Origin of the sequence: Flavobacterium sp. Root420, from assembly GCF_001427905.1 — a bacterium.
Classification (GTDB): domain Bacteria; phylum Bacteroidota; class Bacteroidia; order Flavobacteriales; family Flavobacteriaceae; genus Flavobacterium.
This window is the reverse complement of the sequence record NZ_LMEF01000030.1, coordinates 107,509-125,765: the sequence shown is the minus strand read 5'-3', so window position 1 is coordinate 125,765 and position 18,257 is coordinate 107,509. Positions and strand designations below refer to the sequence as shown.

Sequence of the window (18,257 nt, the reverse complement as noted above, 5' to 3'; positions counted from 1 at the left end):
CATTCTGAATTAAAAATTATATAATTATTTTAGCTTGTTATATAATTTCATCTTGTTATATAAAAAAAGCTGCAAGAAGATCTTACAGCTTTTGGTTTTTATAATAGAATTAAATTTAATCCCTAAAATCATTCAATGATTTCTCAATAATTTCCAGACATTCCTGAATTTGAGTTTCTGTCATTACCAACGGCGGAGCTAATCTAATTTTATTTCCATGAGTTGGTTTTGCCAATAATCCGTTATCTCTGAATCTTAGACAAATTTCCCAGGCTAAATCAGAATCTTCTCCACAATTAATTACGATGGCATTTAGTAAACCTTTTCCGCGAACAAGCGTAATCAGATTATTTCTTTCAGCAATTTCATTTAAACCTTTTCTTAAAATGATTCCTAAACGTTCTGCATTTTCTGCTAGTTTCTCCTCTTTTATAACTTCAAGGGCAGCAATAGCAACGGCCGCCGCAACAGGATTTCCTCCAAAAGTAGATCCGTGTTGTCCCGGTTTAATCACATTCATAATTTCGTCATTGCACAAAACTGCCGACACCGGGTAAACTCCACCAGAAATTGCTTTTCCTAAAATTAAAATATCAGGCTGTACATTTTCATGATGAACGGCTAATAATTTTCCGGTACGAGCGATTCCAGTCTGAACTTCATCAGCAATAAACAACACATTATGTTTCTCACACAAAGCTTTTGCTTTCGCCAAATAGCCTTCAGTAGGAACATAAACTCCAGCCTCTCCCTGAATTGGTTCAACTAAAAATCCGGCAATATTTTTTGAAGAATTTAAAGCCTTTTCAAGAGCTTCAAGATTATCATATTCAATTTTTATAAATCCATCAGTAAACGGACCGAAATTTTTACGGGCAGTTTCATCATTTGAAAATGAAATAATGGTAGTGGTTCTTCCATGGAAATTATTCTCACACACAATAACCTGCGCCTGATTTTCCGGAATTCCTTTTACTTCATAGGCCCATTTTCTACAAACTTTCAAAGCCGTTTCAACCGCTTCTGCACCTGTATTCATTGGTAACACTTTATCAAAACCAAAATACTTCGTTACATATTCTTCGTAATCTCCTAATTTGTCATTATAAAAAGCACGTGATGTTAAGGTCAGTTTTTGGGCCTGATCCACCATCGCCTGTACAATTTTCGGGTGACAATGCCCTTGATTTACTGCAGAGTAAGCCGATAAGAAATCATAGTATTTTTTTCCGTCAACATCCCAAACATATACACCTTCTCCCCTTTCCAGTACAACCGGAAGCGGATGATAATTATGAGCGCCGTATTTATTTTCTTTTTCAATCAAAATTTCTGCTTTTGACGAAAGGGTATTTTCAGTATGAATCATGATCTGTGTTTTTTAGAATACAAAAGTATCAAAAAAATTTTATTTACGACATTAAAGACTAATATTTGACTTTAATTTTTAATAAATAAGTCAAAATACACCTTTCGAAGATTAAAAAAGTAAAATATGATTTTAGCATAACTCATGTTTAATCCTTTTTTATTAAAAAAAATAATTACTTTTATGGATGTAATAATGCAGATTAAACTCAATATAAAAGAATGGAAACATTAGACGAATTTGATATCAATATAATTAAGGAATTGGAAAAAGACGGAAGAATGGCTTTTTCTGCAATTGCAGCTAATTTGAAAATATCAAACACGATGGTGCATCAACGTATCAACAGAATGATAGAACAAGGGGTAATTGGTGGTATAAAACCAATTATACAAGAAAAAAAGATTGGATACGACTGGGCTTCTTTTACCGGAATAACACTGAATAAAGATTCTGATTCTGACCGGATTATTGAAGCTTTAAAAGATATTCCTGAAATTACCGAATGTTATTATGTAACGGGCTCCTTCACACTGTATATCAAAATTATAGCAAAAAACCACGAACATATGCGAAGAATTCTTTACGAAAAAATCGACAGTATTCCGGGCATTGCCAAAACCGATTCGATTATTGAACTGGGCTGTGCTTTTAAACGAAATATTACTTTATAGTAGTTGTTTGTCAAATCATAAAGTTTATATTTAAACACATAGAAAACATAGTTTTTGGGCTCTCAAAAAAGACGTTTCACTTATTCAAAAACACAGAGTTAGCTATGTGTAAAGAAATATGTTTCTTTTTAAATCCTTTTTTAATACATAAAATCTATGTTTTCTATGTGTTGAAATTAATTCCAGAATGGATTCTTATAATAAGTATAACAACGTTCGCTACATGAAAAACAAGTTTCTTTTTAGATTTTCGTCAAATCAGTTTATTGCATTTCTGTTTCTTTTTATTTTTAATTGTCTACAGGCACAAACGCCAAAAGGAAAACTATTTATTATTGGCGGCGGAGATCGTTCTGACGCTTTAATGAAACAGGTTTTGACTGTAGCCGAATTATCTAAAAAAGATTATATCGTGGTTTTACCGATGTCAAGCGAAGAACCGGATAGTTCTTTTATCTTTTTTAAAACACAAATGGTCACACTCACATCAAATCCAATTGTGATGCTGAACTTTAATGCAGCAACAGCTCAAAATAAAGTTCTTACAGATTCGGTTCAAAAAGCAAAACTGATTTTTATAAGCGGCGGTGATCAGAGTCGTTTTATGAATGTGGTACAAAATACGCCAATTAAAACGGCAATACAAAAGGCATACGAAAACGGAAGCACAATTTCGGGAACAAGCGCTGGAGCAGCCGTAATGTCTGAAAAAATGATTACCGGAAACCAAAAACTGCAAAAAGTATATTCAGGTACTTTTGACAACATTCGCTATGATAATTTAGAAACTTCAGAAGGTTTGGGATTGCTAAAAACCGCTGTTATCGATCAGCATTTTTTAAAGAGAAACCGATACAATCGTTTGCTTTCTGCTTTGGTTGAATTTCCAACTTTAACCGGAATCGGAATTGATGAAGCAACTGCGATTATCGTTCGAAACAATCAAATTGAAGTGGCTGGAGAAAGCGAAGTTATTGTCGTTAAAAACCCGAAGGGAATTATAAAATCTAAAAATAACAACCTGATTTCTATTGAAAAATTAGAAATGAGCATTTATACCGCCGGACAAAAATTTAATATCAAATAAGCATGTTTATCTCAAAAATATTAACGTTAACTTTTCTATTCTGCTGTATCAGTTTTCAGATTTCGGCACAAAAAATCAATTCAAAAGAAGTCAGCCGATTAGAAAAATCAGCACAACAAGTTACCATTATAAGAGACAATTGGGGTATTCCGCACATTTATGGAAAAACAGATGCCGATGCCGTTTTCGGATTACTTTATGCACAATGTGAAGATGATTTCAAAAGAATCGAAATGAATTATATTGAAAAACTGGGACGCCTTTCCGAAATAAAAGGGCAATCCGTTTTATACAATGATTTAGAAATTAAACTTTTAATTGATGTTGATGAAGCTAAAGCCGATTATAAAAAAGCGCCATCATGGCTTAAAAAATTGTTGAATAGTTACGCAGACGCGATCAACTTTTATCTTTACAAACATCCTGAAGTCAAACCGGCACTTTTGACGCATTTTGAACCATGGTTTCCGTTGCTTTGGACAGACGGAAGTATTGGTGCCATTAGTACGGCAGATCTTTCTACAGCAGAATTAAAAGCGTTTTATTCCGGAAATAATGATAAAGTGGCTTACGTAGAAAGAGAAAAATACGTTCAGACCGGCTCCAACGGATTTGCTTTTGCGCCATCAAAAACATCTGATGGAAATGCTATTTTATACATTAATCCGCATACTACTTTTTATTTCAGACCCGAAGTTCAGGTTACAAGCGATGAAGGTTTAAACGTGTACGGAGCCGTAACATGGGGACAATTTTTCATTTATCAGGGATTTAATGAAAATTGTGGCTGGATGCATACCTCCTCCAATGTTGATGTTGCCGATATGTATGCCGAAAAAATCACCAATAAAAACGGAAAATTATTTTACGAGTTCGACAAAAAGCTTTTGCCGGTCATCGAAAAGGGAATCACGATTAACTATACGGAAAACGGAAAATTAATTCCAAAAAAATTCAAAACCTATTTCACCAACAACGGTCCAATTATGGCCAAGCGCGACGGAAAATGGATTAGTTTAAAATCGAATAATCGTTCGATGACCAGTTTGATTCAGAGTTGGGTGCGAACAAAATCCAAAAACTTTGACGATTACAAAAAAGCAATGGATTTAAAAGCCAATACTTCCAATAATACGGTTTATGCCGATAGTAAAGGAAATATCGCCTATTGGCACGGGAATTTTATTCCGATAAGAGATAAAAATCTGAATTGGTCAAAAGTAATTGACGGTTCAATTTCAGCAACACAATGGAAAGATTTACACGAAGTTGATGAAACAGTTCATTTGTACAATCCTGTAAACGGCTGGCTTCAGAATTGTAATTCCACTCCCTATTCGGTCGCAGGAGAAAACAGTCCGAAAAGAGAAAATTATTTGCCTTATATGGCACCAGACGGAGAAAATTTCAGAGGAATTAATGCCGTTCGAATTTTCAGCAAAGGCGATAAATATACCTTAGAAAAAGTCATAGCCGACGGTTACGATTCGAAGTTATCAATTTTTGAGATTTTGATTCCGAGTCTGGTGAATGTCTTCGAAAAAAACATTACATCTACATATCCTGATTATAGCGAATTATCAGAAGCCATTACAATTTTGAAAAACTGGGACTATTATGCTAAGGAAAATTCGGTAGCCACTGCTTTAGCTGTTGAATGGGCGTATAAATTAGATCCAATTATTCTAAAAGCGTATGTTGATGAAGGCGAATTGGATCAGGTTGAAAACACAAAAAAATTCGCGGCAACTGCAGGAGTTGATCAATTAATTCCGCAATTACAAAATGTCATTAAAGAATTAAAATCAAAATGGGGAACCTGGCAGGTTGCCTGGGGAGAAATAAATCGTTTTCAGCGTTCAGGCGGCGCTATCGATTTAAAATACGACGATGCTAAACCGAGTTTACCAATTGGTTTTGGACCTGGTTCCTGGGGAAGTTTGCCTTCGTTTAAAAGCAGCTATCAAAACGGTTCTAAAAAACGTTACGGTTATAATGGAAACAGTTTTATCTGTGTTGTTGAATTTGGCTCAAAAATAAAAGCAAAATCATTATTGGCCGGAGGAAACAGCGGCGATGAAAACTCAAAACATTTTACAGATCAGGCCGAAATGTATCGCAAAGGAGAATTTAAAGACGTCTTATTTTATAAAGAAGATGTTGAGAAAAATGCCGAGAAAACCTATCATCCAGGCGAATAATTCAATCTTAAATCATATAATTTTAAACCTCGTAAGAAATAGCTTTCGAGGTTTTTTTGTAACATATTATTTCTGATATTTGTTTAAAATTGTAAAACGATGAAAAATTCAGCTCTTCTTATTTTTGCTACTATATTGTTTTCTCACACTATAAATGCACAATTAAAACCAGTAAAATATGCTGACGGAAGTCAGGCATTAAATGGTTTAGCTATAAAACCTGCTAAAAAAAGCGGTAATAATCCAGGAATTTTACTTTTGCCGGCTTGGCTCGGAATTGATAATGCCTCAAAAGGAATTGCAGAGAATTTATCAAAACTAGGCTATACTGTTTTTATCGCTGATATTTATGGAGAAGGAAACTATCCAAAAAATACTTCAGAAGCAGGAAAACAAGCTGGTTTCTATAAAACGAATTATAAGGCTTACCAAAAACGAATCAATCTTGCTTTACAGGAATTAATTAAATCCGGAGCAAATGCAGATAATATTGTAATTATTGGATATTGTTTTGGAGGAACAGGAGTTTTGGAAGCTGCGCGTGGTCATTTGAACGTAAAAGGAGTTGCTTCCTTTCACGGAGGTTTAGGAAAAGATGCCGCACGACCTGCAACACCAATTACAGCAAAAGTTTTAATTTGTCATGGAGCTGACGATCCATATGCTTCTAAAGAAGAAATTGCCGCTTTTCAACAAGAAATGCGTGATTCAAAAGCCGATTGGCAAATGATTTATTATGCAGATTCTGTTCACTCTTTCACCAATCCGGAAGCAGGAAACGATAATTCTAAAGGAGCGGCTTATAATCCGGTTGCTGCTAAAAGAGCATTTGAGCATTTGAAGCTTTTTTTGGATGAAGTTCTGAAAAAGTAAATGACACGCAGATGACACGGATTTAAACGGATTTGCACGGATTTTCATTAAATTAAAATTTGTGTTAACCCGATTAATTCCAAACTAAACCTTAATAAACCAAATCACAATCAATAAATAACCAAATGTCACACAGTCCCATTAGAAAAGACAAAACCTGCCTGAATTGCAGGCATGTTGTCGAACAAAAATTCTGCCCCAATTGCGGACAGGAAAATACAGACAGCCGAAAGACCTTTCATCATTTGTTTGTCCATTTTTTTGAAGATTTAACGCATTATGAAAATGCATTTTGGAAAACCATTAAAAATCTTCTTTTTAAACCTGCGACTTTAACCAAAGAATATCTGTCCGGAAAAAGATTATCGTATCTGGCACCTGTTCGTCTTTATATTTTTATCAGTTTTATCACTTTTTTATTGATTGCCTTGTTTCCGAATAAGGTAAACGAAAATCTAAGTAAAAGCGAAAAAGAAATTACTTCAAAACTTATAAAACAAGAGACAAAAGGAAAAATTAACGCTTTTAATGAAGATAAAATTTTTGACTTAAGACCGATGAAAACAATCGACTCAATTCAAAAATATGGAAAAGAAAGTGAGAAATTTTCAGATTTTGAATATTGGGCTTATGAAAAAGTGTTAACTGTTACGGAACACAATACCAAAAGGGAAATTATCGAAAAATTCATTGAATCTTTTTTACATAACATCCCTAAAATACTATTCATAATAATGCCTTTCTTTGCCTTCTTCTTATGGATTTTCCACGGCAAAAAAAGATGGTATTATTTTGATCATGGCATTTTTACCCTTCATTATTTCTCTTTTTTACTTTTAATATTTCTTATCTTATTCATAGTCCAAAAGTTATTTGGATTATTAGGAGAGAACAGCCCCGTCGCTTTTATAGCTGATATTATCAATTTTGTCGGAATACTTTGGATGTGTTATTATTTTTATCCGGCACACCATCGATTTTATGGAGAAAGCAGAATAGTTTCGTTTGTTAAAAGTGTGATGCTATTTTTTATAAACTCCTTTTTTATTCTACTTTTACTTGTATTCTATGTTTTCTACATATTTATCAATTTACACTAAACAAAAAAAATGAAAAAAATTGTAATTCTATTACTAATTGCTTCAGCATTTTCATGTAAAAATGCACAGTCGGTTGCTTCTAAGGACAACTCTGACCCAACCAAATACATGAACAATATTACAGCAAAAGACTTAAAAAAAATGCTTTATGTTGTTGCTTCTGACGAAATGGAGGGTCGCGAAACAGGTTCAAAAGGACAGAAAAAAGCAGGACTCTACATGATTGAACAATACAAAAAAAATAAAATTTCGTTCCCAAAAGGAGCAACAGATTACTACCAACACATTCCGGCAGCATTTTTAAATGCAAAGCGTAATGAAAATTTACCCGATTCAGAAAATATCTGGGCGTACATTGAAGGTTCTGAAAAACCAGATGAAGTTTTAGTGATTTCAGCACATTACGATCACGTTGGAATTAAAAATGGAGAAATCTATAACGGAGCAGATGATGATGGCTCCGGAACAGTAGCAGTAATGGAAATTGCAAAAGCATTCGCAAAAGCAAAAAAAGACGGACATGGGCCAAAACGTTCTATCTTATTTCTACATGTAACAGGTGAAGAACATGGTTTGCATGGATCTCGTTATTACTCTGAAAATCCATTGTTTACAATTGCAAACACTATTAGTGACATCAACATCGATATGATCGGACGTCGTGATGTAGAACATGCTAAAACGAATAATTACGTGTATGTAATTGGTGCTGACAGACTTTCGTCGGATTTACATAACGCTGTTGTGGCCCAAAACAACAAATACACTAAATTAGATTTAGATTTTAAATTTAACGATCCTAAAGATCCAAATCATTTCTACGAGCGTTCCGACCACTATAACTTTGCTAAATTTGGTATTCCGGCTGTTTTCTTCTTTAACGGAGTTCACGAAGATTACCACGGTAAAGGCGACGAACCACAAAAAATCGAATATGATGCTTTAACAAAAAGAGCTCAATTAGCGTTTGTTGTAGCCTGGGATTTGGCGAATAGAGAGAATCGACCGGTAGTGGATAAGAAATAAGGTTCTGAGGTATTGAGATGCTAAGGTCCTAAGTTAAAAAAACAAAAAGGGATGAGTCTAAAAACTCATCCCTTTTTTATGTCATTTAGTTTAAAATCTCTAAAAAGAAAAAACTTAGAACCTTAGCATCTCAGAACCTTTTTCATCAGTCATTCATAGAAATCAAAAACTCCTCATTATTTCTGGTTTTCTTAAAACGTTCGTTCACAAAATCCATAGATTCAACCGGGTTCATATCCGATAGATATTTACGCATAATCCACATTCTTTGTAATGTTTTTTCGTCTAATAATAAATCATCACGACGTGTACTTGATGAAGTAAGATCGATTGCAGGGAAAATACGTTTGTTCGCAATTTTACGATCCAATTGAAGTTCCATGTTACCAGTTCCTTTAAATTCCTCAAAGATAACCTCATCCATTTTAGAACCCGTTTCAGTCAATGCTGTTGCGATGATACTTAATGATCCACCGTTTTCTACATTTCTTGCTGCTCCAAAGAAACGTTTTGGTTTTTGTAATGCATTAGCATCAACACCTCCACTTAATACTTTTCCAGAAGCTGGTTGTACAGTATTGTAAGCTCTTGCCAAACGTGTAATTGAGTCTAATAAGATCACAACATCATGTCCGCATTCTACCAAACGTTTTGCTTTTTCCAGAACGATATTAGCAATTTTTACGTGTTCTTGTGGTTCTCTGTCAAAAGTCGAAGCAATAACTTCTCCACGAACACTTCTTTGCATATCTGTAACCTCTTCAGGACGTTCATCAATCAACAGAACGATTAGATAAACTTCAGGGTGATTGGCTGCAATTGCGTTTGCAATGTCTTTTAGTAACATTGTTTTACCGGTTTTCGGTTGCGCGACTATCATACCACGCTGCCCTTTTCCTATTGGAGAAAATAAATCGATAATACGGGTTGAAACTGAACTGCCTTTCTCGGCTAATTTGAATTTTTCAGAAGGAAAAACCGGAGTCAAATGTTCAAAAGAAACTCTGTCACGAACTACCTGCGGATCGTGACCGTTAATTTTTAGTACACGAACTAAAGGGAAAAACTTCTCGCCTTCTTTTGGAGGACGAACCACCCCTTTTACAGTATCACCGGTTTTAAGACCAAATAATCTGATTTGAGAAGTTGATAAATAAATATCATCCGGAGAGGCTAAATAATTATAATCTGATGAACGTAAGAAACCGTATCCGTCCGGCATCATTTCAAGAACACCTTCACTTTCAATAATTCCGTCAAACTCAAAGTCTGAATCCCTGAAATTATTCTTTTTATTTTTATGATTTGGATTTTGGTTTCCGTTATTCCCATTTCCGTTTTGGTTTGGATTCTGATTTGGGTTTTGGTTCGGATTTTGATTTTTATTCTGATTTGGATTAATCTTTTTTACCGGAGCAGTTCCTTCCACTTTTTCGGCTACCGGAGCCGGAGCTACGGTTTCAGTCTCAGTCTCAGTTATTTCTTCAGACGGAACTTCTTTTTCTTTTTGTAAAGCTACCTTTTTCTCGTAAGCTGATTTATTAAACTTTACGATTTTCGGACCCTTTTTCTCTACCGGTGCAGATTCTGAAACTTCCTGAACTTGTAGAACCGGTTGAATTTTCGTGTTGGGTTTTGAAATCTTAGGTGTTACCTCTATTTTCTCAGCTGGTTCCTCTACTTTATCAAATTCTAAAACAGGAGCATTTTTACTAATTGCTGCTTTTTTAACTGGAAGAATCCTTGCTCTTTTAGGTTTATCATCTCCTATTTCTGCTTGGGGCGCAACATTGACAGGAGGCTTTTCAGCCGCTTCCTGATGTGCTAAAATCTGACTGATTAGAGTCTCTTTTTTAACGCCATTAAACTTTATAGTTTTAGCTAACTTAGCTATTTCTTGAAGCTCAGAAAGCTTCATTTCTTTTAATGCAGAAATATCAAACATGAATATTCTATGAATTTAATTATTTTAAAGGAAATACTGTAAAAAGAATAGGTAGATAATTGTTTTCAATTGACCGCAGTATGAAGTGCTTACGGTATTATGATGCAATAATACGAATAAAATTTAATCATACAATAGTATTTATAAAAAAGAAAATATATTTTTGTAAAACAATTTTAGACCATGATACAAAGAATTCAAACCGTATATTTACTTCTTACCTTTGTTATTACAGGGGTTTTAATGTTTTTTATTCCGCTTTGGACATTAAATACAGGAAAAGCATTCTATTTTATGCAAGACCAGGTTTATACTATACTTTTAGGTCTAAGTACAATGCTTACTGTTATCAGCATTATTTCATACAAAAAAAGACAAAATCAGTTTGTGATGGGCAGACTGAACATAATATTAAATTTAATTTTATTAGGATTATTTGTATATCGATCACTAAACTTATCTGGAGAGACAAGTAACATTGTTTCAGAGAAAGGTATTGGGATGTTTCTACCGATTGTTGCTATCGTGTTATTAGTGTTAGCTAATAAAGCCATCAAGAAGGATGAAGATCTCGTAAAATCTGTTGACCGTTTGAGATAAACCTATAAACTTAATTTTTTTGTGCGAAGAGAACCCGAATTTATATTCGGGTTTTTTTGTGCCTTAAAATGATATGAAAATACCCGTAACAGGAACTTTTACAAAACAACCTCTTCTTAAATTTGCCATTTCCGTCCAAAAACGATTATGAAACAAAAAATAAGAATTCATCTGGCAGATGATCATCAGGTGCTTATCGATGGTCTTACCAATTTATTACAAACGGTTCCAAACTTTGAAGTCGTTGGAAATTCTCTGGATGGCACTACAGTATACAACAATGTCAATGAAAATAATGCTGATATATTAATTTTAGATATAAGCATGCCTCAAAAAGACGGAATTGAAGTTTTACAAGAGTTTAGTAAAAATAAAAGCCCTTGTAAAGTCATTATTTTATCCAGCTATGATGAATTAAAAATCATTAAAGAAGTAATGAAATTTGGCGCTAAAGGTTATTTGACCAAAAAATGTGCAGGCAAGAATATTATTGAGGCCATCGAAACTGTTTATCAGGGACAGGAATATTTTTCTGATACCGTAAGAGAGAAAATCTTCAACACTTTTACATACAATAATCCCAAATTAAATAAAAATATCTACATCGAGAATCCCATTTTGAGTCCACGGGAAATTGAGATTGTTACTTTAATTTCATTGGAATACACCGGAAAAGAAATAAGCGAAAAGCTTTTTATCAGTACCAATACAGTCGAAACACATCGAAAAAACATCATGAGAAAACTTCAGACTAAAAACACTATTGGCCTGGTCAAATATGCGTTAAAAAACCATTTGATTAATCCATGAATTTGTCCCGGAAAGAAATCCATTATAGCAACTACTGATTATGTCTTTCATTAGAATTTTAGCTCTTTTTATTTTCTTCATTTCATCTAATGAAAATGCTGTTTATAGTCCGCAAAAAGGATCTTCAAAAGAAGAAAGCACTTTATCCATTAAAAAAACAAAAGAATTTACCTCCACTCAACTTCATCAATACGAACAATTAAGAAATAAAAAAGTAGTCAGTCTATCAATTGTTCTGGTGATAATTCTCTTTTTTTTATTTTATTTCTTTTATCAGAATACTAAGTTAAAACAGAAAATTAAGCGAAAAGACGTCAAGCAAAAATACTATTAGATGTTATAAATTCCGGAATCGATACTCAGGAATTAGAACGTAAAAAAATCGCTTCGTTTTTACATGACAACATTAATTCTTTATTGTCATCTGCGGGATTGCATTTAAATGTTTTCACCAATCAAAATAATATAGAATCTGATGAAATTCGGAAAACAAAAGTTATTTTGACTGATGTTCATGATCTTTTACGTGATATATCACACGAACTTGTTCCGAGTCTTTTGGTCCGTTTTGGTTTGATTTATGCCTTGGAAGATTTATGCGAAAGAAATTCAAATTCAAGTATCACTTTTGAATTTGCAAGCGCAATTCCAACACAAAAAAGATACATTGAAAAATTTGAAATGAAGCTTTATTTTATCACATCAGAACTTTGTAATAATATCATAAAACATAGCGAAGCAAAAAAAGCACATATACTATTAAAAGAAAAAAACAATCATTTTCTTTTAACGATTCGGGATGACGGAAAAGGGTTTAAAACAAAGAAAATGGACGAGGGCTTTGGACTTAATCGAATAAGAGCACGAATTAAAAAATTCAAAGGAAGTTTTGAAATTATTTCCAATCCAGATGACGGAACAATAATTAAAATAAAAATTCCTTTACCTCATCAACATTCATAAAAGCTTATTTTTTTCCTATTTCAACAATCTCCAAATCTTTAATTTTATCATCATCAATAACAAACCTTAACATTGTACGCATTTGGTGGAAACCGCTTTTTCCGCAAGCGCCGGGATTCATATGCAATAAATTATGTTTTTTATCAAACATGACTTTTAAAATATGTGAATGTCCGCAAATAAATAATTTAGGTGGATTTGTCGCCATTTCTTCCCGAATCGCCGGATTGTATTTCCCAGGATAACCTCCTATATGTGTAATCCAAACCGAAACATTTTCACATAAAAACCGATTGTGTAAAGGAAATTCCAATCGGGCTTCTCCTCCATCAATATTACCATAAACACAACGCAAAGGTTTTAGTTTTTTTATGGTATCGGTTACATGCAAATCTCCAATATCTCCGGCATGCCAAACTTCATCGGCCAAAGCCACATATTTTAAAATAGTATCGTCAATGTGACTGTGGGTATCGGAGAGTAGGAGGATTTTGGTCATTTTTTTTAAGGGGCAAAGGTTCAGAGGTGCAAAGGTACAAAGGTTTTTCTTAAAGCTGCTAAGGTTCTGAGTCGCTAAGATTCTAAGTTTTTTTATATATAAAAACCGATTTGCTTTCGCAAATCGGTTTTGTATCCTAACAGGTTTTGAAAACCTGTTAGGTATTTTAGATAACATCTGGATTTAATTAATTCTTAGAACTTTTACCATCTTTCGAATCTTTCGTATCCATCATTTCCATTAGTTTTAATCCTAACAGACCGCTGATTGAACCATCAGAACCACCGTTTCCGGAAATCAATACATCCGGAATTACTTTGATGTTTCCTTTACCAATTTCTTCGGTAACTTTATATCTGGTAAAGTTGTCTCCACCCATTGCACTAACCTGCAATTGATACGATTCCGCAGTTGATTTACCAATCGCCATGATTTTCTCTGCTTCGGCCAAACCTGTTTTAGAGATTCTTTCTGCTTCAGCGCTTGCGTTCAATTTGGTAGCTTCTGCCTGTGCTCCGGCTCTTGCTTTTGTTGCTTCGGCCTCTGCATTGGCACGCATTTTTGTAGCTTCGGCTTCAGCGTTTACATTCAGTTTTAAACTGGTAGCATCTCCTTCTGCTTTCTTTACGGTTGCATCTGCGGTTCTTTGTGCGATTTCAACACTTTGAGAGGCGCGAACGATTTCTTTTTGCATATCGGCAATCGCAGTTTCTTTCTCCATTCCCTGACGTTGTTCCTGCGCCATTCTTTGGGTTTGATAGGTTTTCTGCTCTTCTTCAGCCAATTTTCTATCCGTCAATGTTTTCATTAATGAATCTGGCGGAACGATATCTCCGATCAAAGTATCTACTGCATTTACGTTGTATTCGTCAAGCACTAATTTGATATGATTTTTAGCCGATTCCTGACGTTCTTTTCTGGTACTTAAGAAAGAAATCACATCGCTATCCTGAGCTGAGTTTCTAAAATAGTTACCAATTGTAGGCTCTAAAACCTGAGAAACTAAGTTATTCATACTACCAAAACGCGCAATAACTTTTGGCGCTTCGGCTGCGGGAACGTGAATAATTTGTGCCACATCTAAATTAAACGGGAAACCATCTTTTGAACGAACTGTAATCGTAGAAAGGTTTTTATCCAAATCATGCGATTCACTTCTGGCATTTGCCCAGTTCAAAACTAAGTTTGTCGTTGGAACTGCTTCTAACTTCGTTGTGTATTTATTCAGTGCATATTTTCCTGGTCCAAGCGGTTCCATCCAGACACCGCGCTGCCCTTTTGAAACAATATTTCCGTGTTTAAAAGTATCGCCTGTAACATCCTGTCCATCTTCTCCTATATAAGAAATCACAACTCCAACGTATCCAATTGGCACATCCGTCATTGGGTTTTGTTCGATCAGGATTCCCCATGTATTAATGTAGTAAGATCCAGCCAACATTACCTGAGGTTGCAAACCACGATTACCACCACTATCTAAAAACTTGTCAAAATCCTGAAAGTTGTTATGGCCTTCAACAAACTTACCGGCAATTTGTCCTTGCGGAATGGGTTCTCCATCTAAAGCTGTTACGATACCAATCATATTCTCATAAATCTTGATTTGGTCTGCAATTACAATTTCAAAAAGAAACGTGTTAATACGATACGAACCTGTCGTAATAAAAGCAGTCTGACGTCCTTTTTGTCCGCCATTGTTTAAGAAAAAAGTAGCATCCTGAAAATTATCACTATCTACTTTTCGGGCTAAGATTCGCCCGGTTGGAATTTCTTGTCCGTCTTTACTAAGGACAAGTCCAATTTTACCCTCGGGAATAACTGTAAATCCAGACATATCGATTGAGTATTGCCAGATCCACATTCCCCAGTACAAACCCGGAGCAAGTGTTTTTGCCTGATAACCGGCTTCTCCTTTTGTCGCAATAATACGACCGTCCGGAAGCGACCTGTCGGCTCCAAACAAAACGAATTTTTTGGTCACAAGACCAATTTTATCTTCGGGAACCATTACCATTCCGAAGAAAACGCGTAAAATAAATTTGTAAAAAATAATGGAGAATAAGATTAAAATTATCCACCAATAAGAAGTAATTTCATTCATAGTTTTTGATATTTAGATTACAAACATAGGAGAAATAGTTCCTGTTAAAATGAAATATTTTTAAAATTAACGTTTAATAATTTTTAGCAAAAAAAGTTAAAATCTAATTGATTTTCTATCGTTGGAATTGTCAATTTCTGACACGATTTTTCGAGAAGTAAACTATGATTGGTATTTTGGGTTTTAACAGTTTCTTACGAAGGTTCTGAGGTTCTGAGATGCTAAGGCTCTAAGTTTTCTTTTTGGAGATTTACAAACAATCCTTTTTATTATATTTTTCATTTCTAATGTTAGACGCACTGCAGTGCGCCTCTACAGAAATCTTTGAATCAACAAAATAAAAAACCTTAGAGCCTTAGAATCTTAGCATCTTAGAAACTTAAAAAAAACCTTTGTACCTTTGCCCCTCTGAACCTTTGAACCTTTACTTTGAGATATTTTATTCAATTTGCTTATAACGGAACACATTATCATGGCTGGCAATTTCAGCCGAATGCGGCTTCTGTTCAGGAAACTTTAAACAAAGCACTTTCGGTATTATTAAATGCTCCTATAAATGTTATGGGTGCCGGGCGAACGGATACCGGAGTTCATGCCCAGGAAATGTACGGGCATTTTGATTTTGAAACCGAAATTGATGTTCCAAATTTAGTGCACAAACTGAATTCATATTTACCAAAAAACATTGCAATTTTTGATATTAAATTAGTTCATGATGATGCGCATTGCCGATTTGACGCTACAAAACGAACATACGAATACCATATCAATACTGTTAAAAATCCGTTTTTGGAGGAACTGAGCTGGTACTTTAATCAAAAATTAGATGTAGATTTGATGAATGAAGCGGCGAAAATTTTACTAAATCATACCGATTTTCAATGTTTTTCGAAAGTAAATACAGATGTCAACACATTTGATTGCACGATTTTTGAGGCTTATTGGAAACAAGAAAATAATAAATTGGTTTTTACGATTTCAGCGAATCGTTTTTTACGAAATATGGTTCGTTCTATTGTTGGAACTTTGGTAAATATTGGATTACACAAAATCTCTTTGGAAGATTTTGAAAACATTATTGCAAGCAAAAGCAGAGAAAAAGCGGGTTTTTCGGTTCCGGCACATGGTTTATATTTAACTGAAATTAATTACGATTATCTATAGCTGTAAACTATAGGCAATAAGCAGTAAGCTTAAAGCCTAAAGCCTAAAGCTTAAAGCTCCTAAAAATATAATGAAAGCAAAAGCATTCGATACCGGATTATTCAAACGAATTTTAACATATACAAAGCCTTACAAATGGCGCTATTATGGCGTTATTATTTTTGCTGTTTCACTGTCGATTTTTGCGGCACTTCGCCCCTATTTGTTAAAACAAACGGTCGACGGCTATATCAAGACCCATGATAAACATGGTTTATTGATGTACATTATAGTAATGGGAGTTGTTTTGCTTATGGAGGTTTTTTCCCAGTTTTATTTTGTGTATTGGGCCAACTGGCTCGGACAGGATATTGTAAAAGATATTCGCACCAAACTTTTCAAGCATATTTTGAGTTTCAGAATGAAATATTTTGATTTGGTTCCAGTAGGACAATTGGTTACGAGATCAGTATCAGATATTGAATCGATTGCTCGTATTTTCAGTCAGGGATTATTTATGATTATAAGTGATTTGATGAAGATGCTGGTTGTCTTGATTTTTATGTTTTACATGAACTGGAAACTGACCTGGATCGTAATTGTTGCCATGCCGATACTGGTTTATATTACCCGAATCTTTCAGCGTAAAATGCAAGTTGCTTTTGAGGAAGTCCGTACACAGATTGCAAACATGAATTCCTTTGTGCAGGAGCGCGTTACGGGAATGAAAATCGTACAGCTTTTTAATCGTGAAAAAATCGAAGCTGAAAACTTTAAAGAGATCAATAATAAACATCGCGTTGCCTGGATCAAAACAATTTTATACAACTCGATATTTTTCCCCATTGCCGATATTATTTCTTCCATCACTTTAGGATTAGTTGTTGTTTATGGTGGTTTCAAGATATTAAATGGAGATCATTTTACGACCTTTGGAGATTTATTCTCGTATACGATGTTTATCGGCATGTTATTTAACCCACTTCGTCAGATTGCGGATAAATTCAATGAGATGCAATTAGGAATGATTGCTGCCAATCGTGTTTTTGATATTATCGATACGCAAGATCATATTCAGGATACCGGAACGCTTGAAGCGCCAATTTTTGACGGAAGCATTGAATTTAAGGACGTACGTTTTAGTTATATTCCAGAAGAAGAAGTCATTAAAGGTATTGATCTATCTGTCGCTTCAGGGCAAACAATTGCCATTGTTGGTTCGACCGGAGCTGGAAAATCGACGATAATCAACTTGCTGAATCGTTTTTACGAAATTAATAGCGGTACTATTTTTATCGACGGCCATAATATTGAAAACTATACTTTGGCTTCCTTAAGAAAACAAATTGCGGTGGTTTTGCAGGACGTTTTTTTGTTTGCTGATACCATTTATAATAATATCACTTTACACAATCCAGAAATCACTCGGGAACAAGTTGTAAATGCTGCCAAAAAAATTGGAGTGCACAATTTCATTATGAGTTTGCCTGATAATTACGATTTTGATGTAAAAGAACGTGGCGTAATGCTTTCTTCAGGACAGCGTCAATTGATAGCTTTTTTACGTTCGTATGTGAGTAACCCGAGTATTTTGATTTTGGATGAAGCAACTTCATCAATTGATACTTATTCTGAAGAATTAATTCAGCGTGCTACAGAAACGATTACCAAAGGAAGAACTTCCATTATTATTGCACATCGATTGGCCACGATTGTAAACGCTGATAAAATTGTAGTCATGGATAAGGGTTTAATTGTAGAACAAGGCACACATCAGGAATTATTGAATAAGGCAGAAGGGTATTACAAAAATTTATATGACTCTCAATTTTCTGTGGCGAACTAGATTTTGAAATGCTAAAAAAG

General features: G+C 34.5%; 15 protein-coding genes. 11 read left to right on the top strand and 4 right to left on the bottom strand.

Annotated features, from left to right (window positions below):
- Positions 1-115: 115 nt before the first annotated feature.
- Positions 116-1,369 carry an ornithine--oxo-acid transaminase gene (gene rocD, locus ASC72_RS17970; RefSeq protein ID WP_056193955.1) on the bottom strand — a complete coding sequence of 418 codons (1,254 nt, stop codon included), beginning with the start codon at positions 1,367-1,369 and terminating at the stop codon, positions 116-118.
- 221 nt (positions 1,370-1,590) lie between these two features.
- Between rocD and ASC72_RS17965 the strand changes: the two genes are divergently transcribed.
- The 6 genes from ASC72_RS17965 to ASC72_RS17940 all read left to right on the top strand — a co-directional run bounded on the left by ASC72_RS17965 (position 1,591) and on the right by ASC72_RS17940 (position 8,330).
- Positions 1,591-2,043, top strand: coding sequence for an Lrp/AsnC family transcriptional regulator (locus ASC72_RS17965; protein ID WP_026984584.1), 453 nt, complete (start codon positions 1,591-1,593; stop codon positions 2,041-2,043).
- A 187-nt stretch (positions 2,044-2,230) separates the two neighbouring features.
- The gene (locus ASC72_RS17960; RefSeq protein WP_241775752.1) at positions 2,231-3,130 is read left to right on the top strand and encodes a cyanophycinase; all 900 of its coding nucleotides are present in this window, start codon (positions 2,231-2,233) and stop codon (positions 3,128-3,130) included.
- A gap of 2 nt (positions 3,131-3,132) precedes the next feature.
- Positions 3,133-5,331 carry a penicillin acylase family protein gene (locus ASC72_RS17955; protein WP_056193953.1) on the top strand — a complete coding sequence of 733 codons (2,199 nt, stop codon included), beginning with the start codon at positions 3,133-3,135 and terminating at the stop codon, positions 5,329-5,331.
- A gap of 99 nt (positions 5,332-5,430) precedes the next feature.
- Positions 5,431-6,204 carry a dienelactone hydrolase family protein gene (locus ASC72_RS17950; protein ID WP_056193951.1) on the top strand — a complete coding sequence of 258 codons (774 nt, stop codon included), beginning with the start codon at positions 5,431-5,433 and terminating at the stop codon, positions 6,202-6,204.
- A 125-nt stretch (positions 6,205-6,329) separates the two neighbouring features.
- A complete protein-coding gene (locus tag ASC72_RS17945) occupies positions 6,330-7,304 on the top strand; it encodes a DUF3667 domain-containing protein (protein ID WP_056193948.1) in 975 nt (324 codons plus the stop codon).
- Positions 7,305-7,313: 9 nt separating this feature from the next.
- On the top strand, positions 7,314-8,330 hold the full coding sequence (locus ASC72_RS17940; RefSeq protein WP_056193945.1) for a M28 family peptidase: 1,017 nt from the start codon (positions 7,314-7,316) through the stop codon (positions 8,328-8,330).
- Between the two features lie 145 nt (positions 8,331-8,475).
- Here the strand turns inward: ASC72_RS17940 and rho are convergent, their stop codons facing one another.
- On the bottom strand, positions 8,476-10,275 hold the full coding sequence (rho, locus tag ASC72_RS17935) for a transcription termination factor Rho (protein WP_056193942.1): 1,800 nt from the start codon (positions 10,273-10,275) through the stop codon (positions 8,476-8,478).
- A 183-nt stretch (positions 10,276-10,458) separates the two neighbouring features.
- Here rho and ASC72_RS17930 point away from each other — a divergent pair, with 183 nt between their 5' ends.
- The 3 genes from ASC72_RS17930 to ASC72_RS24640 all read left to right on the top strand — a co-directional run bounded on the left by ASC72_RS17930 (position 10,459) and on the right by ASC72_RS24640 (position 12,648).
- A complete protein-coding gene (locus ASC72_RS17930; RefSeq protein WP_056193939.1) occupies positions 10,459-10,875 on the top strand; it encodes a DUF4293 domain-containing protein in 417 nt (138 codons plus the stop codon).
- Positions 10,876-11,022: 147 nt separating this feature from the next.
- On the top strand, positions 11,023-11,685 hold the full coding sequence (locus ASC72_RS17925) for a response regulator transcription factor (RefSeq protein ID WP_056193936.1): 663 nt from the start codon (positions 11,023-11,025) through the stop codon (positions 11,683-11,685).
- Between the two features lie 417 nt (positions 11,686-12,102).
- Complete coding sequence (locus tag ASC72_RS24640; protein WP_241775751.1) at positions 12,103-12,648, top strand: sensor histidine kinase; 546 nt, start codon at positions 12,103-12,105, stop codon at positions 12,646-12,648.
- A gap of 4 nt (positions 12,649-12,652) precedes the next feature.
- Here ASC72_RS24640 and ASC72_RS17915 read toward each other — a convergent pair whose 3' ends face one another.
- Both ASC72_RS17915 and ASC72_RS17910 read right to left on the bottom strand, forming a co-directional pair.
- Complete coding sequence (locus ASC72_RS17915; RefSeq protein ID WP_056193934.1) at positions 12,653-13,147, bottom strand: metallophosphoesterase; 495 nt, start codon at positions 13,145-13,147, stop codon at positions 12,653-12,655.
- Positions 13,148-13,334: 187 nt separating this feature from the next.
- A complete protein-coding gene (locus ASC72_RS17910) occupies positions 13,335-15,248 on the bottom strand; it encodes an SPFH domain-containing protein (RefSeq protein ID WP_056193931.1) in 1,914 nt (637 codons plus the stop codon).
- A 429-nt stretch (positions 15,249-15,677) separates the two neighbouring features.
- Between ASC72_RS17910 and truA the strand changes: the two genes are divergently transcribed.
- Together truA and ASC72_RS17900 are read left to right on the top strand one after the other, a co-directional pair.
- The gene (gene truA / locus ASC72_RS17905; RefSeq protein WP_056193929.1) at positions 15,678-16,412 is read left to right on the top strand and encodes a tRNA pseudouridine(38-40) synthase TruA; all 735 of its coding nucleotides are present in this window, start codon (positions 15,678-15,680) and stop codon (positions 16,410-16,412) included.
- Positions 16,413-16,482: 70 nt separating this feature from the next.
- Positions 16,483-18,237: an ABC transporter ATP-binding protein gene (locus ASC72_RS17900; protein WP_056193927.1), complete on the top strand. Its 1,755-nt coding sequence runs from the start codon at positions 16,483-16,485 to the stop codon at positions 18,235-18,237.
- Positions 18,238-18,257: the final 20 nt, after the last annotated feature.